Annotated in this window: 24 protein-coding genes and 1 pseudogene; 12 read left to right on the forward strand and 13 right to left on the reverse strand. The window is 60.2% G+C overall.

The genetic code is table 11. From position 1 onward, the window contains the following. Positions 1-2 precede the first annotated feature (2 nt). The 4 genes from KGB23_RS06660 (at position 3) to KGB23_RS06675 (ending at position 4,054) form a co-directional block, all read left to right on the forward strand. Complete coding sequence (locus KGB23_RS06660) at positions 3-764, forward strand: SDR family NAD(P)-dependent oxidoreductase (protein ID WP_033054749.1); 762 nt, start codon at positions 3-5, stop codon at positions 762-764. A 12-nt stretch (positions 765-776) separates the two neighbouring features. After that, positions 777-1,970 carry an acetyl-CoA C-acyltransferase gene (locus KGB23_RS06665; RefSeq protein ID WP_223430382.1) on the forward strand — a complete coding sequence of 398 codons (1,194 nt, stop codon included), beginning with the start codon at positions 777-779 and terminating at the stop codon, positions 1,968-1,970. Between the two features lie 168 nt (positions 1,971-2,138). After that, positions 2,139-3,266: an acyl-CoA dehydrogenase gene (locus KGB23_RS06670; protein ID WP_046046988.1), complete on the forward strand. Its 1,128-nt coding sequence runs from the start codon at positions 2,139-2,141 to the stop codon at positions 3,264-3,266. Positions 3,267-3,280: 14 nt separating this feature from the next. Further along, positions 3,281-4,054, forward strand: a complete 774-nt coding sequence (locus KGB23_RS06675) for an enoyl-CoA hydratase (protein ID WP_223430383.1) — start codon at positions 3,281-3,283, stop codon at positions 4,052-4,054. A gap of 218 nt (positions 4,055-4,272) precedes the next feature. On the opposite strand, the gene KGB23_RS06680 is transcribed toward KGB23_RS06675, so the two are convergent. From KGB23_RS06680 to KGB23_RS06690, 3 genes are read right to left on the reverse strand one after another with little or no spacing between them, the layout of a single operon-like run. Continuing rightward, positions 4,273-5,424: an acyl-CoA dehydrogenase family protein gene (locus tag KGB23_RS06680; protein WP_008152689.1), complete on the reverse strand. Its 1,152-nt coding sequence runs from the start codon at positions 5,422-5,424 to the stop codon at positions 4,273-4,275. 3 nt (positions 5,425-5,427) lie between these two features. Next, a complete protein-coding gene (locus KGB23_RS06685; RefSeq protein WP_223430384.1) occupies positions 5,428-6,534 on the reverse strand; it encodes an enoyl-CoA hydratase/isomerase family protein in 1,107 nt (368 codons plus the stop codon). A 16-nt stretch (positions 6,535-6,550) separates the two neighbouring features. Next, a complete protein-coding gene (locus KGB23_RS06690) occupies positions 6,551-6,892 on the reverse strand; it encodes a hypothetical protein (protein WP_223430385.1) in 342 nt (113 codons plus the stop codon). A gap of 183 nt (positions 6,893-7,075) precedes the next feature. On the opposite strand from KGB23_RS06690, the gene KGB23_RS06695 reads away from it, so the two are divergent. From KGB23_RS06695 to astA, 7 genes are all read left to right on the forward strand, one after another. Next, complete coding sequence (locus KGB23_RS06695) at positions 7,076-7,858, forward strand: transporter substrate-binding domain-containing protein (protein ID WP_223430386.1); 783 nt, start codon at positions 7,076-7,078, stop codon at positions 7,856-7,858. 76 nt (positions 7,859-7,934) lie between these two features. Continuing rightward, positions 7,935-8,660, forward strand: a complete 726-nt coding sequence (locus KGB23_RS06700; RefSeq protein WP_223430387.1) for an ABC transporter permease — start codon at positions 7,935-7,937, stop codon at positions 8,658-8,660. Continuing rightward, positions 8,657-9,367 (forward strand): ABC transporter permease, encoded by a 711-nt coding sequence (locus KGB23_RS06705; protein WP_008155279.1) that lies wholly within the window; start codon positions 8,657-8,659, stop codon positions 9,365-9,367. The genes KGB23_RS06700 and KGB23_RS06705 overlap by 4 nt, the downstream gene beginning before the upstream one ends. A 56-nt stretch (positions 9,368-9,423) precedes the next feature. Then, positions 9,424-10,185: an ABC transporter ATP-binding protein gene (locus tag KGB23_RS06710; protein WP_008155281.1), complete on the forward strand. Its 762-nt coding sequence runs from the start codon at positions 9,424-9,426 to the stop codon at positions 10,183-10,185. Between the two features lie 12 nt (positions 10,186-10,197). Then, entirely contained in the window at positions 10,198-10,677 is a 480-nt protein-coding gene (locus tag KGB23_RS06715; protein ID WP_007974731.1) for an Lrp/AsnC family transcriptional regulator, read from the forward strand. A 183-nt stretch (positions 10,678-10,860) separates the two neighbouring features. Further along, positions 10,861-11,799 carry a citrulline utilization hydrolase CtlX gene (gene ctlX / locus KGB23_RS06720; RefSeq protein WP_223430388.1) on the forward strand — a complete coding sequence of 313 codons (939 nt, stop codon included), beginning with the start codon at positions 10,861-10,863 and terminating at the stop codon, positions 11,797-11,799. Continuing rightward, positions 11,796-12,830 (forward strand): arginine N-succinyltransferase, encoded by a 1,035-nt coding sequence (gene astA / locus KGB23_RS06725; protein WP_223430389.1) that lies wholly within the window; start codon positions 11,796-11,798, stop codon positions 12,828-12,830. Before ctlX ends, astA begins: the two co-directional genes overlap by 4 nt. A 195-nt stretch (positions 12,831-13,025) precedes the next feature. Here astA and KGB23_RS06730 read toward each other — a convergent pair whose 3' ends face one another. The 9 genes from KGB23_RS06730 to argH form a co-directional block, all read right to left on the reverse strand. Beyond that, on the reverse strand, positions 13,026-13,733 hold the full coding sequence (locus KGB23_RS06730; RefSeq protein WP_223430390.1) for an HPP family protein: 708 nt from the start codon (positions 13,731-13,733) through the stop codon (positions 13,026-13,028). A gap of 156 nt (positions 13,734-13,889) precedes the next feature. Further along, positions 13,890-15,068, reverse strand: a complete 1,179-nt coding sequence (locus KGB23_RS06735; protein ID WP_223430391.1) for an MFS transporter — start codon at positions 15,066-15,068, stop codon at positions 13,890-13,892. A 151-nt stretch (positions 15,069-15,219) separates the two neighbouring features. Then, positions 15,220-16,569, reverse strand: a complete 1,350-nt coding sequence (locus KGB23_RS06740) for an MmgE/PrpD family protein (RefSeq protein WP_223430392.1) — start codon at positions 16,567-16,569, stop codon at positions 15,220-15,222. Beyond that, the gene (locus tag KGB23_RS06745) at positions 16,566-17,453 is read right to left on the reverse strand and encodes a polysaccharide deacetylase family protein (RefSeq protein WP_223430393.1); all 888 of its coding nucleotides are present in this window, start codon (positions 17,451-17,453) and stop codon (positions 16,566-16,568) included. The genes KGB23_RS06740 and KGB23_RS06745 overlap by 4 nt, the downstream gene beginning before the upstream one ends. Then, complete coding sequence (locus tag KGB23_RS06750) at positions 17,446-18,294, reverse strand: polysaccharide deacetylase family protein (RefSeq protein WP_223430394.1); 849 nt, start codon at positions 18,292-18,294, stop codon at positions 17,446-17,448. Before KGB23_RS06750 ends, KGB23_RS06745 begins: the two co-directional genes overlap by 8 nt. A 186-nt stretch (positions 18,295-18,480) precedes the next feature. Further along, positions 18,481-19,305: an ABC transporter substrate-binding protein gene (locus tag KGB23_RS06755; protein ID WP_223430395.1), complete on the reverse strand. Its 825-nt coding sequence runs from the start codon at positions 19,303-19,305 to the stop codon at positions 18,481-18,483. Positions 19,306-19,358: 53 nt separating this feature from the next. Beyond that, entirely contained in the window at positions 19,359-20,123 is a 765-nt protein-coding gene (locus KGB23_RS06760; RefSeq protein ID WP_033054778.1) for an amino acid ABC transporter ATP-binding protein, read from the reverse strand. A gap of 10 nt (positions 20,124-20,133) precedes the next feature. Then, positions 20,134-21,012 carry an amino acid ABC transporter permease gene (locus tag KGB23_RS06765; protein ID WP_056745976.1) on the reverse strand — a complete coding sequence of 293 codons (879 nt, stop codon included), beginning with the start codon at positions 21,010-21,012 and terminating at the stop codon, positions 20,134-20,136. A gap of 165 nt (positions 21,013-21,177) precedes the next feature. Further along, positions 21,178-22,605, reverse strand: a complete 1,428-nt coding sequence (gene argH / locus KGB23_RS06770) for an argininosuccinate lyase (protein WP_223430396.1) — start codon at positions 22,603-22,605, stop codon at positions 21,178-21,180. Positions 22,606-22,901: 296 nt separating this feature from the next. Between argH and KGB23_RS06775 the strand changes: the two genes are divergently transcribed. Beyond that, positions 22,902-23,867, forward strand: a complete 966-nt coding sequence (locus tag KGB23_RS06775; protein WP_223430397.1) for a LysR family transcriptional regulator — start codon at positions 22,902-22,904, stop codon at positions 23,865-23,867. Here KGB23_RS06775 and KGB23_RS06780 read toward each other — a convergent pair. Beyond that, positions 23,776-24,087, reverse strand: a pseudogene (locus KGB23_RS06780) (hypothetical protein); the annotation flags it as partial. The gene KGB23_RS06775 and the pseudogene KGB23_RS06780 overlap by 92 nt on opposite strands. Positions 24,088-24,223 lie beyond the last annotated feature (136 nt).

The following is a 24,223-nucleotide window of genomic DNA, read 5'->3' on the forward strand; positions in this document are numbered from 1 at the left end:
TGATGCAGATCGAAAACAAGGTTTTTCTCGTCACCGGCGGTGCGTCGGGCCTCGGTGCGGCCACGGCTGAAATGCTGGTCGCGGCGGGCGCCAAAGTTATGTTGGTGGATATGAACGCCGAAGCCGTTGCGGCCCAGGCTGAACGTCTCGGCGCGCAAAGCGTGGTGGCGGACATCAGCAACGAAGCGGCGGCGGAAGCCGCTGTGCAGGCGACGGTCAAAGCCTTCGGTGGCCTGAATGGTCTGGTCAACTGCGCCGGTATCGTGCGCGGTGAGAAGATCCTCGGCAAGAACGGCCCACACGTGTTGGCCAATTTCAGCCAGGTGATCAACGTCAACCTGATCGGCAGTTTCAACATGCTGCGCCTGGCCGCTGCGGCGATTGCCGAAACCGAAGCAGATGCTGACGGCGAGCGCGGTGTGATCATCAACACCGCCTCGGCTGCAGCCTATGACGGCCAGATCGGCCAGGCCGCGTATGCCGCCTCCAAAGGCGCGATCGTCAGCCTGACCTTGCCCGCCGCCCGTGAACTGGCGCGCTTCGGCATCCGCGTGATGACCATCGCCCCGGGCATTTTCGAAACCCCGATGATGGCCGGCATGACCCCGGAAGTCCGCGCGTCCCTGGCGGCTGGCGTGCCGTTTCCGCCGCGTCTGGGCAAACCAGGCGAGTATGCCGGGCTGGTCAGGCATATCATTGAAAACAGCATGCTCAATGGCGAGGTGATCCGTCTCGACGGTGCCTTGCGCATGGCCGCCAAGTAAGGAGGATTTGTCATGACTATTTCCAACGATCCCATTGTTATCGTCAGCGCCGTCCGCACCCCGATGGGTGGTTTCCAGGGCGAACTGAAAAGCCTGACCGCGCCGCAACTCGGTGCTGCGGCGATTCGCGCTGCCGTTGAGCGTGCCGGTGTGGCGTCAGACTCGGTTGAAGAAGTGCTGTTCGGTTGCGTCCTTTCCGCCGGCCTCGGCCAGGCCCCGGCGCGCCAGGCCGCATTGGGCGCCGGGCTGGATAAATCAACCCGCTGCACCACCCTGAACAAGATGTGCGGTTCGGGCATGGAAGCGGCCATTCTGGCCCACGACATGCTGGTGGCCGGCAGCGCCGATGTGGTTGTCGCTGGCGGCATGGAAAGCATGTCCAACGCGCCGTATCTGCAGGACCGCGCCCGTAGCGGCTACCGCATGGGCCACGGTCGGGTACTTGACCATATGTTCCTCGACGGCCTGGAAGACGCCTACGACAAGGGCCGCTTGATGGGCACCTACGCCGAGGATTGCGCTGAAACCAACGGTTTCACCCGTGAAGCCCAGGACGCGTTTGCCATTGCCTCGACCACCCGCGCGCAGCAGGCGATCAAGGACGGCAGCTTCAAAGACGAGATCGTGCCGCTCACCGTGACCGTGGGTAAAGAGCAGGTGCTGATCAGCAACGACGAACAGCCACCGAAAGCCAAACTGGACAAGATCGCTTCCTTGAAACCGGCGTTCCGCGAAGGCGGCACGGTCACGGCGGCGAACTCCAGCTCGATCTCCGATGGCGCTGCGGCTCTGGTGTTGATGCGCCGTTCCGAAGCTGAAAAGCGCGGCCTGAAACCGCTGGCAGTGATTCACGGCCACGCGGCGTTTGCCGACACCCCGGGCCTGTTCCCGGTAGCACCGGTGGGTGCGATCGAGAAGCTGATGAAGAAAACCGGCTGGTCGCTGGACGAAGTCGATCTGGTCGAAGTCAACGAAGCGTTCGCCGTGGTCAGTCTGGTGACCATGACCAAACTGGAAATCCCCCATGAGAAGATCAACGTTCACGGCGGCGCTTGCGCCCTCGGCCACCCGATTGGTGCGTCCGGCGCGCGGATCCTCGTGACCTTGCTCTCGGCCCTGCGCCAGAAAGGCCTGAAACGCGGCGTTGCAGCGATCTGCATCGGCGGCGGTGAAGCCACGGCCATGGCCGTTGAATGCCTCTACTAAGGCTGCCACCAATCCCTGTGGGAGCGGGTTTTGTGGCGAGGGGGCTTGCCCCCGTTCGAGTGCGCAGCGCTCGCAGATTCTTGGGGCCGCTGCGCGGCCCAACGGGGGCAAGCCCCCTCGCCACAAAGCTCCCACAGGTTTTGCGTTCAACCCAATTAAGGACTAGTCATGATTCCCAATGACGAACAACTTCAGATCAGCGAAGCGGCCCGGCAGTTTGCCCAGGAACGGCTGAAACCGTTCGCCGCCGAGTGGGACCGCGAGCATCGCTTCCCCAAGGAAGCCATCGGCGAGATGGCGGAACTGGGCTTCTTCGGCATGTTGGTGCCGGAAGAGTGGGGCGGTTGCGACACCGGTTACCTGGCCTACGCCATGGCCCTGGAAGAAATCGCGGCCGGCGACGGCGCCTGCTCGACCATCATGAGCGTGCACAACTCGGTGGGTTGCGTGCCGATTCTCAAGTACGGCAACGACGACCAGAAAGAGCGATTCCTCAAACCTTTGGCCAGCGGCTCGATGCTCGGGGCTTTTGCCTTGACCGAACCGCAGGCCGGCTCCGACGCCAGCGGCCTGAAAACCCGCGCGCGTCTTGAAGGCGATCATTACGTGTTGAATGGCTGCAAGCAGTTCATCACGTCCGGGCAGAATGCCGGAGTGGTGATCGTGTTTGCCGTGACCGACCCAAGTGCCGGCAAGCGTGGCATCACGGCGCTGATCGTGCCCACCGATTCGCCGGGCTACAAAGTCGCGCGGGTCGAAGACAAGCTCGGTCAGCACGCGTCCGACACCTGCCAAATTCTGTTTGAGGACGTGAAGGTGCCAGTCGCCAACCGATTGGGCGAGGAGGGCGAAGGCTACCGAATCGCCCTGGCTAACCTCGAGGGCGGCCGTGTCGGCATCGCTTCGCAATCGGTGGGCATGGCCCGCGCCGCGTTCGAAGCGGCCCGCGACTACGCCCGCGAGCGTGAAAGCTTCGGCAAACCGATCATCGAGCATCAAGCGGTCGCGTTCCGCCTGGCGGACATGGCGACCCAAATCGCCGTCGCCCGGCAAATGGTGCATTACGCGGCGGCGCTGCGTGACAGCGGCAAACCGGCCTTGGTCGAAGCGTCCATGGCCAAACTGTTCGCCTCGGAAATGGCCGAGAAAGTCTGTTCCTCGGCGTTGCAAACCCTCGGCGGTTACGGTTACTTGAACGATTTCCCGCTGGAGCGGATCTACCGCGACGTGCGGGTTTGCCAGATCTACGAAGGCACCAGCGATATTCAGCGCATGGTCATTTCGCGCAATCTTTGAGAAGGAAAACACTTGTGAGCTACGAAACGATTTTGTTGGAAACCCACGGTCGCGTTGGCCTGATTACTCTCAACCGTCCGCAAGCGCTGAACGCGTTGAACGCGCAAATTGTCAGCGAGCTGAACAGCGCACTCGATGGCCTGGAAGCCGATTCGAACATCGGTTGCATCGTGCTGACCGGCTCGAAAAAAGCCTTCGCGGCCGGCGCCGACATCAAGGAAATGGCCGAGCTGACCTATCCGCAGATCTACCTTGACGACCTGTTCAGCGACAGCGATCGCGTGGCTAACCGCCGCAAGCCGATCATTGCCGCCGTCAATGGTTTCGCCTTGGGCGGTGGTTGTGAACTGGCGCTGATGTGCGACTTCATCCTGGCCGGCGACAATGCCAAATTCGGTCAGCCGGAAATCAACCTCGGCGTACTGCCGGGCATGGGCGGCACCCAGCGCCTGACCCGCGCGGTGGGCAAGGCCAAGGCCATGGAAATGTGCCTCAGCGGTCGCTTGATCGATGCGGTGGAAGCGGAGCGTTGCGGGATTGTCGCGCGGATTGTTCCGGCAGATGAGTTGCTGGAAGAAGCGTTGAAAGTCGCGGCGCTGATTGCCAGGAAGTCGCTGCCGATTGCAATGATGATCAAGGAAAGCGTCAACCGCGCGTTTGAAGTGAGCCTGTCGGAAGGTGTGCGCTTTGAGCGTCGGGTGTTCCATGCGGCGTTTGCGACGCAGGATCAGAAAGAGGGGATGGCGGCGTTTATTGCCAAGCGTGAGGCGGAGTTTAAGGGGAAGTGATATTGCGGGGTGGCCTTTAGATCCACCCCTCACCCCAGCCCTCTCCCCATAGGGGAGAGGGGGGAAAGGGAGCACATCTCCATGCTTTTCAAATCCTGAGTTCGACTCGGTATTTGAGGTCGCAGAATTTCTACAAAACAACTCGGTCAGTCCCCTCGCCCCTCTGGGGAGAGGGTTAGGGTGAGGGGTGGATCTAAAGGCCACCCCATTCCCAAACATCACACCAAATAGTTCTTAAGCTCCCGGGCAATCACCATCCGCTGTATCTCGCTCGACCCTTCATATATCTGCGTAATCCGCGCATCCCGGTAGTAACGCTCCACCGGGTAATCCTCCAGATACCCATACCCGCCATGAATCTGCATCGCCGACGAACACACTTTCTCGGCCATCTCCGACGCAAACAACTTCGCCTGTGAAGCCTCCGACAGACACGGCTTACCAGCGCTGCGCAACCGCGCGGCATGCAGGATCAGCAGTCGTGCCGCGTTCAACCGGGTGTGCATGTCGGCCAGCATGTTGGCGATGCTCTGGTGCTCGATGATCGGCTTATTGAACTGCACCCGATCCCGCGAGTAGGCCAGCGCCGCTTCAAATGCCGCGCGGGCAATGCCCAGCGCCTGCGCCGCGATGCCGATGCGGCCGCCTTCAAGGTTCGACAGGGCAATCGCCAGTCCTTTGCCGCGCTCACCCAACAGGTTGGCTTCGGGAATCGTGCAGTTGCTCAGGGTCACCGCGCAGGTATCGGACGCGCGAATACCCATTTTGTGTTCGCTGCGATCAACGATGAAACCTGCGGTATCGGTCGGCACCAGGAACGCCGAGATGCCACGCTTGCCCAGGTCCGGATCGGTCACCGCGAATACGATGGCCAGTTTCGCCCGTTTGCCGTTGCTGACGAATTGCTTGGCGCCGTTGATTACCCACTGGCCGTCGCGCAGTTCGGCGCGGGTGCGCAGGTTGTGGGCTTCGGACCCGGCCTGGGGTTCGGTCAGGCAGAAGCAGCCGATGGCCTGACCGCTGGCGAGATCCGGTAGCCACGTCTGTTTCTGTTCTTCAGTGCCGTAGTTGAGGACCGGACCGCAGCCCACGGAGTTGTGAATGCTCATCAGCGCGCCAGTGGCGCCGTCGCCAGCCGAAATCTCTTCCACGGCCAATGCGTAAGCGACGTAGTCGACATAGGTGCCGCCCCATTCCTCGGGCACCACCATGCCCAGCAGACCCAGTTCGCCCATCTTCGCCACCAGACCGTCGTCGATCCAGCCGGCCTTTTCCCAGGCCTGGGCGTGGGGCGCGATTTCGCCGCGGGCAAAGTCCCGGGCCATGTCGCGGATCATGACTTGCTCTTCGCTCAATTCGATATCGTGCATGGCTCAGCTCCCGCTTTGGTCAAAACCCGTGAAGAAACTCGCGACGTGCTCGGCGTCCAGCGCCTGCAAGGTCGGCGGATTCCAGCGCGGTTTCTTGTCTTTGTCGATCAGCAAGGCGCGTACGCCTTCGATCAGGTCGCCGCGCTCGAACCACTGACGGTCCAGGTGCAGCTCAAGGGCGAAGCAGTCTTCCAGACTCAAGTGCCGACCACGACGAAGCATTTCCAGGGTCACGCCCATGGCCAGCGGTGAACGGCTTTCCAGCAGGTCGGCGGTGGTCCTGGCCCACTCGTGGCTGTCGGCGACCGTTACTTCACGCAGTTGCTCAACAATACTCGGCACATCGGGCAGGGCGAAGAAGTGATCGATGGCCGGGCGCAATGCGCTCAATGGCGCGTCGGGCAACTGTTGCACGGCCAGTTTCGCCAGCAGACCTTGAAGGTCCTTCAACGGTGTTTCGTGCCATTCGAGTTGATCGAGTTGCTCGTCCAGGGTGCCCAGCCTGTCGCTTTCCAGGTACCAGTCGGCCAGGCCGCAATAGAGCGCATCGGCCGCACGGATTTGCACGCCGCTGACGCCGAGGTAAATCCCCAGTTCACCGGGAACGCGCGGCAGGAAATGGCTGCCACCGACATCCGGGAAATAACCGATCGCCACTTCCGGCATCGCCAGACGGCTTTTCTCGGTGACCACCCGCAAGTCAGCACCCTGCACCAGACCCATGCCGCCGCCCAGGACAAAGCCGTCCATCAAGGCGAGCACAGGTTTGCGGTAATGGTGAATCGCGAGGTCGAGGGCGTATTCCTCGACGAAGAAATCTTCGTGCAGCGTGTCGCCGTTTTTGAAGCTGTCATACAGCGAGCGAATATCGCCGCCGGCACAGAAAGCCTTCTCGCCAGCACCGCGCAATACCACTGCGTGTACGTGCGGATCCAGTGCCCAGGCGTCGAGCTGACGCTGCAGATTGCGCACCATGTCCAGGGTAATGGCGTTGAGTCCGGCGGGGCGATTGAGGGTCAGGTGGCCGATGTGGTTGCGAACCTCGGCCAGCACTTCGTTCTGCATGGCATCCAAGGACGAAGTCCCCTTCGATGAAACCTGAGCAGTCATCACTAACTCCCTGCTTTTATTGTTCTTTATAGAGAAGCTCGCGCGCGAGCGATGCTGGATCGTACCAGTGCAAATTTGTGATGTACAACCGGCATATGTGCAGGGTCAGTTTGCGTTTTTGCCTTAAGGCAAGATCAAAAGATCGCAGCCTGCGGCAGCTCCTACGCAATCGATGTTCATCCGCAATATCGCGGTGAGACACGGCTCTGTAGGAGCTGCCGAAGGCTGCGATCTCTTGATCTTGGGCGACCAACGACAGAATCGGCTGTGCATGCCACTCGTTCAGCGCAGTTGGGCTGTCAGAACAGGGGCTTTCGACACCTGCATCAGCCTGGCAATTGGCATTCTGACGGTCCATTTCAAGCGCTTGCGACGATGCGCCTGAAGCGGACTGCACTCCGACGACTGGCTCGGGCCGGTCGAAAACAACAACAAATACGGCTGCGGTGAATACCGCATCGACTCTCTGCCCCTGTCAAAAAGTGTGGTCAGGCGCAGGCGCCAGACCGCGATAAATCCAAATAATCCGGGACTCAAGAAGATGATCAACATCAAATGGCTGACTTTGCCGGCAATCGCGTTGCTGTGCTGCACCACTGGCGCCAGTGCCAAGGAATGGAAAGAGCTGCGATTCGGCGTCAACCCGAGTTACCCGCCTTTTGAGTCCACCACCGCCGATGGCGGCGTGCAGGGCTTTGGCGTGGATTTGGGCAACGCGATCTGCGCCGAATTGAAGGTGAAATGCGTGTGGGTCAGCAATGACTTCGACGGGCTGATCCCGGCGCTCAAGGCAGGTAAATTCGATGCCATCGAATCGTCGATGACGGTGACCGATGCACGTAAAAAACAGATCGACTTCACCGATCGCCTGTATGCAGGGCCGACCGCCATCGTCACTCGCAAGGATTCCGGGCTGTTGCCCACCGCCGAGTCGCTGCAGGGCAAGACCATCGGTTACATGCAGGGCACGATTCAGGAAACCTACGCCAAGGCCAAACTGGCACCCGGCGGCGTGAAACTGCGGGCTTATCAGAATCAGGATCAGGTCTACGCTGACCTGGTATTTGGCCGTCTCGACGCCTCCATCCAGGACAAGATGCAGGCGCAAATGAGCTTTTTGACTTCCCCCCAAGGCGCTGACTTCAAGAACAGTGAAGGCATCAGTGACCCGTTGGTCCCATCCGACATCGCCATCGGCGTGCGCAAGGACAACGAAGAACTCAAAGGCATGCTCAATGCCGCCATCAAAACCCTGCATGACAAGGGTATCTACGCGCAGATCCAGCAGAAACACTTCGGCGATCTGGACCTCTACAACTACTGATCCTCGCGCCCCGAAGGCTGCGTCCTGGTAACAGGCGCAGCGCTTGAGCGCGGGCGCCTCAAGACAGGTGACTGACGTGAACTCCTTCCTGAATCTGATCGGGGTCGATCTCTCGGCCCTGCAAGGCTATGGCCCTTTGTTGCTGCACGGCACCTGGGTCACGCTGAAATTGTCAGCGCTCTCGCTGCTGGTGAGCATGGCGCTGGGCCTGCTCGGCGCGGCGGCGAAACTGTCGCCGCTGAAGCTGTTGAACCTGCCGGCGACCTTCTACACAACGCTGATTCGCGGTGTGCCGGACCTGGTACTGATGCTGCTGATTTTCTACAGCCTGCAAGGCTGGCTGAGCAGCCTGACCGAGGCCATGGACTGGCCCTACATGGAAATCGACCCGTTCGTGGCCGGCGTCATCACCCTCGGTTTTATCTACGGCGCGTATTTCACCGAGACCTTTCGCGGGGCGATTCTGAGTGTGCCGCGCGGCCAACAGGAAGCCGCCGCGTGCTTTGGTCTGAACCGCTGGCAGCGATTTCGCTTTGTCGTGTTCCCGCAAATGATGCGTTTCGCCTTGCCGAGCCTCGGCAATAACTGGCTGGTGCTGCTCAAGGCCACGGCGCTGGTGTCGATCATCGGTTTGTCGGACTTGGTCAAGGTTGCGCAGGAAGCGGGTAAAAGCACCTTCAACATGCTCGATTTTCTGCTGCTGGCTGCGGCGCTGTATTTGCTGATCACCAGCGCTTCGAACTACGTTTTGCGCGTGCTGGAACGGCGCTATAACCACGGTGTGCGGGGGATGGCACGATGATCGAGTTGATTGCCGAATACTGGAAACCCTTTCTGTTCAGCGACGGCTACAGCCTCACCGGGTTGGCCATGACGTTGTGGCTGCTGGTGGCGAGCATTGTGATGGGGTTCTTCCTGTCGTTGCCATTGGCGATCATGCGCACCTCGCGCTGGGGCCTGTTGCGCTGGCCGGTTCAGCTGTTCACCTATGTATTTCGCGGTACGCCGCTGTATATCCAGTTGCTGATTTGCTACAGCGGGATCTACGGCATCGCGGTGGTGCGCTCGCAACCGCTGCTCGAAGCATTTTTTCGCGATGCGATGAATTGCACCTTGCTCGCGTTCACGCTCAACACTTGCGCGTACACCGTGGAAATCTTTGCCGGGGCGATTCGCAGCATTCCCTACGGTGAAATCGAGGCCGCCCATGCGTATGGCTTGAGTGGCTGGCGCCTGTACCTGCGGCTGATTCTGCCTTCGGCGTTGCGCCGGGCACTGCCGTATTACAGCAACGAAGTGATCCTGATGTTGCACGCGACTTCAGTGGCGTTCACCGCCACCATTCCGGACATCCTCAAAATCGCCCGGGACGCCAACGCCGCGACCTTCATGACTTTCCAGGCCTTCGGCATTGCCGGCCTGCTGTACCTCGCGCTGTCGTTCGGCCTGGTCGGAGCCTTCCGGTTGGCAGAGAAGCGCTGGCTGAGTTTTCTCGGTCCGACTCACTGAATCCCATTTTCTATCCAGAGCGGTGCCGCCAGGCGCGCCGCTCCAGGAGTGCTGACATGTACAAACTCACGGTTGAAAATCTGTATAAACGTTTTGGTGACAACGAAGTGCTCAAGGGCGTCTCGTTGAATGCACGGGCAGGCGATGTGGTGAGCATGATCGGCGCCAGCGGTTCGGGTAAAAGCACGATGCTGCGCTGCATCAATTTTCTGGAGCGCGCGGACGAAGGCGCCATTGAACTGGACGGCGAGCGCGTCATTACGCGCCCGGGTGCCGGTGGCATGCGCGTCGCTCATCCGGCGCAATTGCAGCGTTTGCGCACGCGCCTGGCGATGGTGTTCCAGCATTTCAATTTGTGGAGCCACCTGACGGTGCTGGAGAACATCGTGCTGGCGCCGTGTCGGGTGCTGGGAATCAGCCGCAAGGCCGCCGAAGAAAGTGCGCGGGCCTATCTGGACAAGGTCGGTCTGCCGCAACGAGTGGCCGATCAATACCCGGCGTTTCTGTCCGGCGGACAGCAACAGCGGGTGGCAATCGCGCGTGCCCTGGCAGTGGAACCGGAGATTCTGTTGTTCGACGAGCCGACCTCGGCACTCGATCCGGAACTGGTGGGTGAGGTGCTGAAGGTAATTCAGGCACTGGCCGAAGAAGGCCGTACCATGTTGATGGTGACCCACGAAATGGGGTTTGCCCGGCAGGTTTCCAGCCAGGTGTTGTTCTTGCATCAGGGCAAGGTCGAGGAGCAGGGTGACGCTACGATCCTCGACCAGCCAAAAAGTGAACGTTTGCAGCAATTTCTATCGGGTCGTTTGAAGTGAGGCAAGACGTACATGGCGGATATCCGCGATCTGTCGATCGTGCTTGATCGTATCGATCAGGCAATCATCGAAGTGCTGCGCCACGAAGGGCGCATCACTTATCAAAAGCTTTCCGAGCGCGTGCACCTCACGCCCAGGCCGTGCCTGGAACGGGTGCGCAAGCTCGAACAGCTCGGGGTCATTCGTGGGTATGGCGCGATTCTCGATGAAAAGAAACTGACACCAGGCTTGTCGTTACTGGTGTTGGTTGCGTTGTCCAACCAGAGTGGGCGGGCGGCGCAAAAGGCGTTCGAAGCCAAGGTCCGCGCCTGTCCGCAGGTGCTGGAATGTCGGTTGATCAGCGGTGCGTTCGACTACAGCTTGCGCATGCGTTGCCGGGACATGGAGCATTATCGGGTGCTGACCGAAGTATGGTTCGATGATCCGGATTTGCACATCGACAAGTTGGTCAGCCATCCGGAACTGGCGATGGTCAAGACCACGATGGAATAGGTTTGGCAGAGCAAAAAAATCGCAGCTTCGGGCTGCGATTTTTTTTGTCTGGTCGCCGCCGAATCGGCTGGGCCACACACGTTTTTCAGCCGTTTCCATCACGCCGCAGCCACTTATCAACCGGGTTTTTTAGCCTGTGACACAGACAATGAGTACCTCTTAACCCTCATTGAATCTGTGCCCATGCAAACCACCAATACTGTTTTGATGATTCGCCCGACACGCTTCTCCTTCAATCAGGACACGGCGGCGAACAACCGATTCCAGCAGCCGGCCGACGTCAGCGAAGACGTTCAGCAAAAGGCCCTACAAGAGTTCGATGGCTACGTTGCCGCGCTGCGCAACCATGGCGTCGAAGTCATGGTGCACAACGACCGCGAAGCGCCGCATACCCCGGATTCGATCTTCCCTAACAATTGGTGGAGCAGCCATCCCGACGGCACCTTGGTGCTGTACCCGATGCAGGGCCACAACCGGCGTCTGGAGCGGGACAAAGGCGTACTCGACTGGTTGCGGGACGAGTTCCGGGTGGAACAGTTGCTGGACCTTTCCAGCCTCGAACAGCAGGAAGTGTTCCTCGAAGGCACCGGCAGCATGGTGCTGGATCGTCAGCAGCGGATTTGCTACGCCGGTTACTCCACCCGTACCCATGCCCGTGCCCTGGATCAGGTGGTCAGCCATTTGGGCTACGAGCTGTGCGCATTCAATGCAGTGGACCGCCAAGGCGTCGCGATTTACCACACTAACGTAATGATGAGTGTCGGCACGCGCCTGGCTGTGGCTTGCCTGGCGTCGGTCACGCAACCGACCGAACGCCTGGCCCTGCGCACGCGACTGGAAGACAGCGGTAAAAAGGTCATCGCCCTGAGTTGGGAGCAGCTGGAATCCTTCGCCGGCAACATGCTGGAGGTCCACAACGCTGCGGGCGAACCTTTGCTGGTGATGTCGCGCACGGCCTGGCAATCGCTGGATGCCGCGCAACGTCGTTTGATCGAAGCCCACACCACGCCACTCCCCGTCAATATCGACACCATCGAGCGCATCGGCGGCGGCAGCGCGCGCTGCATGTTGGCCGAGGTCTTTCTGTCCAAACATCGGGTTACCCGGGAGCAACTGCAATGATCGTTCGTCCAGCCACACCGGCAGACCTGCCGGCACTGTTAGCCCTGGCCCATAGCGCCGGAACCGGTTTGACCACCTTGCCCGCCGACGCGGGGCGTCTGCGTCAGCGTCTGGAATGGGCGGCGAAAACCTTCGCCGGCGAGGCCGAACGCGCCGATGCCGATTACCTGTTTGTGCTCGAGAATGACCAGCACGAAGCCATCGGCATTTGCGCACTGGCCGGTGCTGTCGGCCTGCGCGAGCCCTGGTACAACTATCGACTGGGCCTGTTTGTCGCGGCCTCGAAAAACCTCGGGATCAATCAGCAGCTGCCGACATTGTTCCTCGGTAACGACATGACCGGCCATTCGGAATTGTGTTCGCTGTTTCTGCATGCCGATCACCGCAGCGGTCTGAACGGGCGTTTGCTGTCCAAGGCACGGTTCCTGTTTCTGGCGGAATTTCGTCAGCATTTCGGGGAGAAGGTCATCGCCGAGATGCGCGGATACTCGGACGCAGAGGGCGTTTCACCGTTCTGGGAAGGTCTGGGGCGGCACTTCTTTAAAATGGATTTTGCCGATGCCGACTACCTGACCGGGCTGGGTAACAAGACGTTCATCGCCGAGCTGATGCCCAAGTTTCCGCTGCCGACCTGCCTGTTGCCGGAAGCGGCGCGAACGGTCATCGGTCGCGTCCACCCCAACACCGAACCAGCGCTGGGGATGCTCAAGGCTGAAGGGTTCGAGCACCGCGATTACATCGACATCTTCGACGGCGGCCCGCTGATCGAATGCGCCACCGGCGACATCCGCGCAGTGCGCGACAGTCAGGTGCTGCAACTGAGCATTGGCACACCGGGGGAGCAGGCGGCGACTTACCTGATTCATAACCGCCAGTTTGCCGAATGCCGGATTACCGCGGCTCCGGCGCGGGTGGCTGCAGGGACGTTGATTGTCGATGCGCAGACTGCCAAAACGCTGGGCTTGAGTGCAGGGGCATCGGTGCGCGCGGTGAGCCTGGCAGTGCCGGTACGGCAATTGTCAGCAGCCTGATCAATTCTTTGCCATAACGCGATCCGTAGCAGCTGCCGAGCCTGCGAGGCTGCGTTCGGCGGCGGAGCCGTCGTGAAACCAGCCAACTCGGTATGTCAGACAAACCGTGTGCACCGGGTTTGCGAGGACTTCGTCCTCGAACGCAGCCTCGCAGGCTCGCAGGCTCGGCAGCTGCTACAAGGACCGTGGGCGCTGTCAGGTTCTGCGGCTCAGGACTTCACCAATGCTGCGCCGTTTGGCATGCAGCTCGCTCGCATGGATCAACTGTTCAAGGTCTTCGGGGGTGACGTCAAAGAAGGCTTCCATATCCGCCAAGGCCAGTTTCAGGTCCTGGGCGGTGATCGCCTGGCTGTCGGTGGGCGGGCGATCGGCCGGCACCCTGGACACCGGTTCGCTGGCGCGTTTTGGGTAACGAATGCGCGTCAGGTTGTTGTAGGCCAGGGCGCTGAGCAGCATGGTCGATCCGCTGAGCATCACCGGGCCGAGGGCTTTCCAGTCCAGGGCAATGGTCGCCGGGTCTGCCAACACCAACAGCAGTGCCAACGCCCCGGCCGGTGGGTGCAGGCAACGCAGCCAGCACATCAGAATCAATGCCATGCCGGCCGCCAGGCATGCGCTGCCGAGGGTTCGTCCGAGCACGTGAGCGACCAGCAGCGAAACCACCCCGGCGCTGAGGTAGCCGCCAAGAATCGACCAAGGCTGGGCAAGGGCGCCGGAGGACACTGCAAACAACAACACGGCCGATGCACCCAGCGGACCGATCAGGTGCTGCGCCACTTGCATGCCGAATACCTGGCTGCACAGCCAGACGCTGAACATCGTGCCCAAGGACATGCCGATGGCGGCCCGGCTCCATTCGGAGGGGCGGGTGTTGATGGCGGCAGGTAACCAGCGAGCGAACATGAGGCAAACAATCCGTAAAAAATCTAGGCAAAAAAAAGGCTTAGCTGGGATACCCAGAAAGCCCTTGAAGTTGTTCCAACTATTGGGGGAGGAACGGGCACAGTGTGCCGTTCATTCCTGATGCTGACAAATTCATATTAATGCAGTTTTAGTGCATTAATTTTGCTGTAAGGCCACCCGACGACCGCTCATGAAACACAGGAAACCGCCCATGGCGGTCAGCGCGCTCAGGGCATAAAACATCGTTGGCGGCGGAGTGTGCATCAGCAGGTAACCGCAAATCACCGGGCTCAGGGCACCGCCGAGGGCCGCGAGGTTTTGCGCGCCGTAATAGCTGCCGCGCAGCTCTTCCGGGGCCAGGGTGTCGACGAAGAGGAATTCGGCGGGGTAAATGATCATTTCACCGAGGGTGAAGATGAACATGGCCACGCACCAGCTCACAAGGCTGTCGGCCAGGCTGAAACCGATCAGCCCGACGATGAACAGGCTGGTACCGCCCGCGATCCAGTAACGCAATTGCTCGCGTTTGAGGAAACGGCCGATCTGGTATTGCAGCAGGATCACGCTGATCGCGTTGCAGGCGAGCAGGGCGGCCATGGTTTCCAGTGCCCGTTTGGAGTCGTGGGTCACCAGCAGGTATTGCGACAGGTACAGGGTGAAACGGCCGTGGACCACGGTACTGAGCAGGCAACCGCAGGTGAACATGATCAGCGTGCGGTCGTTTTTCAGGGTGACCAGCGTCTTGAGAAAACTCTGGGGCTGGCCGATTGCAGGTGTCTGGGCCGAGTCCTTCGGTATCCCGATCATCAGGAAAATACTGAAGAACGCGATACCGCCAGCGATCAGGAACGGTGCAATCGGATACACCCCGGCAATCACCACGCCCAGCATCGGGCCGGTGGCGTAGCCGATGTTGGTCAAGGTGTAGCGCAGGGAAAACGCCTTGGCGCGCTGGCCCATGGGCAGGTTTTCGCTGAGGATCGCCTTCGATCCGATCAGGAACAGCGCCGAGGCGGTTTCGGTGATCACCAGGGTGGCGGTGGTCAGGTAGAGGTTTTCGGCGAAGGTCAGCAGTACAAAGCCGATGGCGCTGGAGAGCATCGCGAGGATCAGCAGCCGGCGCTTTTCGAGGCGGTCGATGATGTAACCGCCGTAGAGCGCGAGCAGGGTGGCGATGAACACCGCGATGCCCAGCAGCAAGCCAACATCCTGTTGGTTGAGGCCGAGTTTGTTGCTCAGGAACAACGTCAGCAGCGGGCTGGTGATGGCGCGGCTGACGACGATGGTCAGCGAAACGATCATCAACCGGCGGATAACGAGTGAGTAAGTGGCCACGGTGGTGCAAATATCCTTATTCAGATTTTGTGGTGTTCGCCGATGTACCGCGTCGCGGCCATTCGCGAGCAAGCCCGCTCCCACATTTGGAACGCATTCCCCTGTGGGAGCGGGCTTGCTCGCGAAGAGGCCCGCACAGACAACGACATAGTCAAGTGAGCCACCGATCCAGCGAACGAACCGATTCAAGCGTTTCCAGTCGCTGCAACTGCCCGAGTAGTTCCACAGCCTGCTGTCGCGACATCACCCGCCCTGCCAGACTGAAAAACTTCTGCTCCAGCGCCGCATCACTCAACGGATTGCCCGGCGCACCCAACGGCGGGTCGACACACAGGCTCGCCTGCCGACCGTCCACGGTCCGCAGGCTGACGATGGGCTCGCCATCCTCTGACAGTTGCGAGTCCACTTCAAGGTGGATGCGCGACATCCAGTGAGCAATCCGCGGATCGCCCCGTTGTTCATCGTCATAAGCCTCCAATCGGCAATGACCCTGCACCAGCCGCACCGCGAGGGCATACGGCAGGCTCATCTGCGCCGCTGCCAACGTGCCGACGTCGCGCCCGCCGCACATGTCCTGCAGAAACCCGCACAACGACACCTGAACATCCTCGACCTGATCCGCGCCGACCTGCAGCTGATCCAGCAGCAGTCCCAACGCATCGATTGCCGAATGGGTTCCTCGGCACGCCGCGTATGGCTTGATTGAACAACGAGAAAGTTTCCATACGACGCCCAGATCGGCATCCAGCGCTTCAGGTTGTGCAGTCTCACTGGCCAGGGTCTTGAGAAACCCGCCCCAGACATCGTCGAACAACTTCGTCGGCCCGGTGATGCCTCGTTGGGCAAATCGTGCTGCCAGCAATCCACCCTCGGCGGCACGACCGCTGTGAAGTTTCTTGCTTTGCGAACCGTCGTGGATGAATGCCCACAACCCCCCACTGAAACTGCCGGCAATGCCCAGCGCCGAGACGGTTTGCGCGGTATCCAGCCCGAGAATTCGCGCACTGGCCGCCGCCGCACCGAATACGCCGCAGGTGGCGGTGGAGTGCCAGCCGGCACCGTTGTGCGCCGAATAACTGCCGCAGGCTTCGAGCACCCGGCGGCCGATTTCGTAGCCGATCACCACGGCCGTGATCAACTCCCGGCCATTCACCGGTTTTCCAGACATCGACACCGCCGCCATGACCGCCGGCAGCACCACCGCGCCGGAATGGTCACAGCCACCGGTGTCGTCCAGTTCCAGGGCATGGGCGGCGACACCATTGAGCATGGCGGCCTGAGCCGCGCCAGTGCGCTGATCGGTGCCCCAGATCAGCGCGCTCCCGACTTCACCGTCGAACACCTGACGTGCCTGCTTGGCTACCTCGCTGCCAGCCCCGGCCAACGTCGCGCCGAAGGTGTCGAGTATGTGCCGCTTGGCTTGTGCCACCAGTGCGGGTGGCAAATCTTCGAATCGGGTGTCGACGCAGAACTGCGCCAGTCGCTGCATCCGCTCACTCATACGATGTAATCCCGATAATGCCGCTCATACACGGCCGCCGGATGGTCCTCGGTCACCGGCCGAGCCGATTCAGCCCACCATTGAGCGACGTCGGCGCCCGTGGCAATCCACACGTCATCGTGCTGTTGAATCCCCTCCAGCAACTCGCGCAGTACGCCAATCCGCCCGGGCGTAGCAATGATCTCCGGATGGAGCCGCAGCACATAACACAAGCCAAACCGGTGAAACCCGGCGAAGTCCATTTGCAGGTTGCCCAGGGTGTGGCTGTAAGAAGCGATGCGCGATTGCGCCGGCGGCACGGCCGGGCTGAGGTTGAAGGCGAAGTAGGGTTCGTCTTCCAGTTCGTAGTGCAACGGCAACTCAATGACGTCGGACGCGGTCGGGTGAGCAAACGGCAAATCATCACCGCGCCAGGATGAGGACCAGCGAATGTCGTGATCCTTCAACGCCTCGATGAAACCCGGCGCACCGTTGCCGGCCGGGATGCGAAACCCCGTCGGACGCTGGCCCGTCAGCGCGGTCAACGCCTCGCAGCCTTTGGCAATCTCGACGCTTTGCTCGGCGAGACTCAGGGTGTCGTAGTTCTGATGGCGATAACCGGCGCAGGCAATTTCATGCCCGCCAGCCTGGATTGCCCGAATGTGCCCGGGGTTTTCCTCGGCGACGATGCCGGGCACAAACCAACTGCTGGAAACCCCCAGTTCTTCGAATAAACCGAGCAACCGGTCGACGCCGCGTTGGGTGCCATAGCGCCAGACCGACAGCGTCTTGTCGCGCCCGGCGACTTCCGGGGCCTGGGTGAGGATGCCGTGGACGTCGTTGTAATCGACGGTCAGCACCACGGCGCAGCGGTAGCCTTTGGGCCAGACAGTGGACTCAGCCATGGTGATGCTCCTTCAGCCACCACTGGGCGACATCGCGGCAGGTGGCGAACCACACGTCATCGCGCTGGCGCATGTGTTCGAAGAGTTTTTCCAGCAGCAGGATGCGTCCTGGTTTGCCGGTGATCTTGGGGTGGAACAGGGTGGTCAGGCACAACCCTTCGTTCATGGCACCGTCGTACTCGCGGCGCCAGTTATCGAGGGTCAGCGCGTAGCTGGCGGTGCGGTCCAGCCCGGAAGGAAAATCCGGGGCGCGGGTGTAGGCGAGGGAGGCGTAGTCGTCCATTTCCCAGCGGCCGGGGATTTCCACCAACGGCGTGTCGTGGCCCGGCACTTTCACCAGGTACGGCCGGTCATCACCGCGCATGCTACTGGAATAGGTCACGCCGGCGTCCACCAGCATCGCCGGGGTTTCGGCGCGCCAGTCGCCGGACGGGGTGCGGAAACCTTCGGCGCGGATGTTCAAGTGCTTCCAGAAAACCTCGCGGGATTTCTTCATCACGTCCTTTTGCTGTTCCAGCGTCAGGGCGTAAAAGGATTCGTGTTTGTAACCGTGGTAGGCCACTTCATGCCCGCGCTCGACAATCGCCTGGCACTGTTTCGGCCAGTTCTCCACGACCCAGGCCGGGACGAAAAACGTCGTCGGGATTTGGTACTCGTCGAGCACATCGAGGATTCGCGGCAAGGCCCGGTAAGGGCCGTAACCGCCGAAACCGAAGTACTCGGGTTTGCGCCAGATCGAGCCGTTGAGCATGGCATCGCCGGTCGGGCCGTCGAGGTCGAAGGCCAGGGCGAGGCAGGCTTTGTGCTGGTCGGGCCAGGTGAGTTGTGGCGAGGAGGACATCAGTAGCGCTCCATTTACTTATTGGTAAAACGCGAAACCTGTGGGAGCGGGCTTGTTCGCGAATGCGGTGTGTCAGTCGACATTGATGTTGAATGACACACCGCATTCGCGAACAAGCCCGCTCCCACATTTAATCCGGGTCGTCTGCCATGTTTGTGATCAGCACTTGACCCGGTGGGAGCAAACTTATTTGCCGGCGTTAATGGTCACAGTCTTGATCGCACCCAACTCCAGATCCCACTTCTTCAGGATCGCCTGGTAGCTGCCGTCATCCACCATGCTCTGCAACGCGACCTTCACCGCCTCACTCAGCTCAGGCTTTTTCTTGCTCACGCCCAGCCCGGTGAACTGCTTGGAGATCGGCAGACCCACGGTTTTGTACATGTCCTTTTCCTGAGTCTTCAGGTAGGACAAGGTCTCGCTGCCCTGCATGGCGGCGTCGATACGGCTTTGACGCAGTTGCGCACGGGCGTCCGCCGAGCCTTCGGTGCCGATCACGTTGATCGCAGGCTTGCCGGCGGCTTCGCAGTTGGCCTTGCTCCACTCGGCGATTTCCGCCGGGAAGGTGGTGCGGCGACTGGTGCCGACTTTCTTGCCGCACAGGTCGATGATCTCGTTGAAATCCTTGTTCTTCTGCAAGGTGTAGAACTGCGGGCCGCTGGTGAAGTAGTCGACGAAGGTCACGCTGGCCTGGCGTTCAGCGGTGTCGGTCATGCCCGACATCACCATGTCCACGCGGTCGGTGGTCAGCGCATTGATCATTTGCTCGAAGCCGGTTTCCTGCCATTTGATCTTCACGCCAAGACGTTCGGCCAGGGCATTGCCCAGGTCATAGTCGAGCCCCGTGAGAGTGTTGGTGGCCGGGTCCTTGAAGTCCATCGGCGGGTAGTTCGGCATGATCGCTACCACGACCTCGCCCTTTGATTTGATGCTGGCCGGTAGTTCGGCGGCCCAGGTGAAGCCGGAAGCCATAACGCCTGCGAGTACTGCTGGGATAACTATGTTCTTCATGGTCGTTCTCTTATGAGTGTTATTACGCAGCTCTTGGTTTCTGAGACTGGCGCTTAGGTTCGAACGGCAGAAATGAAGCTTTGGGTGCGTGGGTTTTGCGGACTTATTAGTATTTCTTCGGGGCTTCCAGCCTCCACGATCTGCCCGCCGTCCATGAACACCATGCGGTTGGAAACCTCGCGAGCGAAGCCCAGTTCATGGGTGACGACGATCATGGTCATGCCGGTTTGCGCGAGGTCGCGCATCACCGACAGCACCTCACCGACCAGTTCCGGGTCGAGTGCCGAAGTGGGTTCATCGAACAGCATCAGCTTGGGCCGCATGGCCAATGCACGGGCAATGGCGACGCGTTGTTGCTGACCACCCGAGAGTTCGATCGGGTAGCTGTTGCGCTTGTCGGCGAGGCCGACGCGAGCGAGCAATTCCACGGCTTCTTCGTGCGCCTCTTTGGGCGAACGCTTGAGCACCTGGCACGGCCCTTCGATGATGTTTTGCAGCACGGTCATGTGCGGGAACAGGTTGAAGCGCTGGAACACCATGCCGGTGGACAGGCGTTGACGGGCGATCTGCGATTCGTTGAGTTCGTGCAGTTTGTTGCCGACGATCCGGTAACCCACCAGTTCGCCGTCGACCCACAGGCCACCCTTGTCGATTTTTTCCAGCTGGTTGATGCAACGCAGCAAGGTGCTTTTGCCGGAGCCGGACGGACCGATGATGCACAGCACTTCGCCTTGCTCGACTTCGATGTTGATGTCCTTAAGGGCGTGGAAATGGTCGTAGTACTTGTTCAGGCTCACGGCCTTGACGATGCTTCTCATGTTGAACTCCTCAAGAACGCTTGCCGGCGCCGCGAGCGAAACGACGCTCCAGACGACTTTGACCGAAGGACAGGACGGTGACGGTGGCCAGGTACCAGATACCGGCGACGATCAGCAGCTCCATGACCCGGGCGTTGGCGTAGTAGATGTTCTGGGCGTTGTAGAGCAGTTCCGAGTACTGGATGACGCTCGCCAGCGAGGTCATTTTCACCATGCCGATGAACTCGTTACCGACCGGCGGAATGATGACCCGCATGGCTTGCGGCAGGATGATCCGGCGCAGCGCTTGCAGGCGCGGCATACCGATCGACTTGGCGGCTTCGTACTGGCCGGTGTCCACCGACAACAGGCCGGCACGCACCACTTCGGCGGTGTAGGCGCCCTGGTTGATGCTCAAGCCGAGCAGGGCGGCCACGAACGGCGTCATCAGGCTCACGGTGTCCATTTCGAACAGGCCGGGGATGCCGATGGTGGGGAAGATCAGCGCCAGGTTGAACCACAACAGCAGTTGCAGAATCAGTGGCGTGCCGCGAAACAGCCAGGTGTAGGTCACTGCCACGTAGCGCAGGATCGGGTTGGCCGACATGCGCATGATCGCGGTGATCACCCCGAAAACAATGCCCAGCGCCATGGCCAGCACCGCCATGACGATGGTGTTGAGCAAGCCCCACATGATCGCTTGGGAAGTGAGGAACTGGCCGATGTAAGACCACTCGATCTTGCCTTCGGCGAAGGCCCGCACCAGCCCGAGAATTGCAATGACGATGACGGTGGCGAAGAAGATCCGCCCGTAGTAGCGCCGTGGCACATGGTGGTATTGGGTAATATCGAACTGGTTTTCCGCCAGTTTGCGCTCCGACTGGAGTCGTTCTGCCTGAGTCTGGCTCATGTTGTTTCTCCGTACACTTGGTAATTCAGGCCAACCACAATCCCTGTGGGAGCGGGCTTGCTCGCGAATGCGGTGTGTCATTCAACATAAATGGTGACTGACACGGCCCCTTCGCGAGCAAGTCGAATCGTCGCACCGCCGCTCCCACAGGTTTTGTGTTCTGCTTCAGAGGCGGAAGCCCTGATAGTTCTCGGTCCACTCTTGCTGCGCGGCGAGGGCGGTTTTCAAGCGGCCGATCTGCTCGCGCACCTGTTGCGGCGCGGTGCCGCCCCAGCCACTGCGGGCGGCGATGGCAGCTTCGAGGGTCAGGCTCTCGCGCACTTCCGCGGTCAGGCGCGGATCAATCTCGGCGAACAACGCTGGCGAGGCTTCCCACAATTCGATGTCGTGTTTCTCACAGGCCTGGACCAGCGCACCGGTGATTTCGTGAGCTTCCTTGAACGGCACGCCGCGCATGGCCAGCCAGTCGGCGACTTCGGTGGCGAGGGTGAAACCCAGTGGTGCCTGACGACGCAACTCTTCGACGTTGACCTTCATGGTCGCGACCATCCCGGCCATGGCTGGCAGCACCAGCAGCAGGGTGTCGACACTGTCGAGTACGCCGTTTTTGTCTTCGCTCAAGTCGCGGTTGTACGACAGCGGCAGGGATTTCAGTGTGGAAAGCAGGCCGGTCAGGTTGCCGATCAGGCGACCCGCCTTGCCGCGTGCCAGTTCAGCGATGTCCGGGTTTTTCTTCTGCGGCATGATCGAGCTGCCGGTGGCGTAGGCATCGTCCAGTGCGACCCAGCGAAACTGCCGCGACGACCACAGGCAGAACTCTTCGGCGAGGCGGGAAATGTTGATCCCGAGCATGCTGGCAATGAACAGGAACTCGGCAACGTGATCGCGGCTGGCCACGGCGTCGATGGAGTTTTCACACACGCCGCTGTAACCCATTTCCTTGGCCGACTGCTGAGGCAGGCGAGCGATGGCGGAACCGGCCATGGCCGCAGCACCCAGTGGCGACAACGAAGTGCGTACGTCCCAATCCACCAGACGTTGCACATCACGCAACATCGATTGGGCGTGGGCCAGCAAGTGGTGAGCGAAAACGATGGGTTGAGCTTGCTGCAGGTGAGTGAACCCCGGGCAGATGCTTTCGATGTGTTGCTCGGCCTGATCCACCAGCGCTTGCTGCAGGGCCAGCACTTCAACGGCCAGGGTGCGGACATGATCACGCAGGAACAGGCGCAAGTCGTTGGCGGTCTGGTCGTTGCGTGAACGGCCAGCACGAAGCTTGCCGCCCAGCGCGCCGAGGCGTTCGGTCAGCAGGCGTTCGATGAAGGTGTGGACGTCTTCATCGTCCAGCGTCGGTGCGATGCTGCCGGCGCGGAAGTCATCACCGATGCGCTCAAGAGCGTCGAGCATGGTTTGGGTTTCTTGTTCGCTCAGCAGCCCGGCGCGCTGCAATTCACGGGCATGTGCCTTGGAACCGGCGAGGTCATACGGGGTGAGGCGAAAGTAGCGCTCGGGGCAACGGGACAAGGCCGCCAGGGCTTCGGACGGGCCGCTTTTGAAGCGAGCACCCCAGAGACGGTCGGTGGTTTGAGACATTGTTGTTTTCCTCGTCGGTAAAGCGAACTGAAATCGGTGTGCCGGGCATGAAACACTCGCCACAAATCAATTGGGCGTGGTTTGGCCTAAGCAGTTTTCAAGAGGGCAGTTGCATCGTTGCGAGAGCTGATCGAAGTGTCAGCTTTTAATAGTTCGAAATCAGTGAGTTGGCACTGATGTGCGGGATTTATTAGCGGTTGCCAAGCCTGGTTTTCTGTGGTCATTATTATTTACCAGCACTATTTTTGTTGTTGGACACAGGTTGTTGAATAGGGCGCCAGAGGTAAATAGGCATTATGGAAACCCCACTTTCCAATTCCGGAAACCCGCCGTTGAAAACGAGCCATCGGGCACCGCTGACCCTCAGCGGTCTGGACTTCAAACTGCTCAAAGTGTTTAAGGCTGTGGTTGAGGCCGGCGGCTTCAGTGCCGCCCAGAACGAGCTGAATGTGGGACTGGCAGCCATCAGCAAACAGATCTCCGACCTGGAGATTCGTATCGGCATGCGCCTGTGTACCCGAGGTCGCGAGGGTTTTCACCTGACCGAAGAGGGACGTCTGGTGTATCAGGCGTCGATTGATTTATTTGCCTCGGTCGACAACTTTCGTGATCGGCTTAGTTCAGCGCAAAACGAACTGATCGGTGACCTTGGTGTGGGGGTTATTGATAATACGATTTCCGATGTTAATTCGCCGTTAGTTGCTGCACTTAGAATAATTAATGAGACATCGCCTAAAGTCAGGTTCCAACTTCAATCCTCTCAGTTGGATGAGGTGGAAAGAGGCGTGGTAGAGGGGCGATTAGTGGCGGGGATCGTGCCGGTTTATCAGAAGCGCGAAGAGTTTGACTACTACGCGCTTTATGAAGAACGCTCCGAAGTTTATTGCGCGGTCGGTCATCCGTTATTCTCGGTGCCGGACGCAGAAATCGGCAGTCATGTGCTCAAGGATTACGAGTGCATCAACCACCGTTACGCGATCCATCGCGACAAACTGAATTTTGCCCACTACGACAGCTTTTCCGCCTCGGCCACCCAGGTCGAAGCGGTGGCATTACTGATCAAGACCGGGCGTTTCGTGGGTTTTCTGCCCCAGCATTACGCCGCATCAATGGTGGCTCAGGGGCAGTTCCGGGCGGTGCGCCCGGACCTGATCAACATCGTCACGCCGTTCAATCTGATCCTTCGCCACAACACCGTGCGCAGTCCTCTGGTGAAGGCGTTTGCCCAGGCGTTGGGGGTTGATTTGAAGGCGCCGCTCTAAGGCTCAAACGCATCGCACAACGTCGCTCACCGGGTAAGCCGTGGGCGACTTCGTCGTTTAATACAGTCGCTAATCGCGGACCCAATTGTGCAGGGCTCAATGTTTCAAAGCCCATGCCCTGATAAAACGGTTCATTCCACGGCAAGTCGCGGAACGTGGTCAGCGTCAGACCGTAGAGTTCTCGATCCCGGGCATGCTCAACCGCGGTTAACAGTAACTTCCCGCTCAATGGCGGGGAGGGCAGCAGCGTCGGTAAGTTGGGCACGGCGAATAGTGAAATTCATGCGGGCGACTGTAGCAGCTGTCGAGCTTGCGAGGCTGCGTTCGGCGACGCAGTCGTCGCAAGACATGCGCAT

This window comes from Pseudomonas sp. GL-B-26 (assembly GCF_019947405.1).
Classification (GTDB): Bacteria; Pseudomonadota; Gammaproteobacteria; order Pseudomonadales; family Pseudomonadaceae; genus Aquipseudomonas.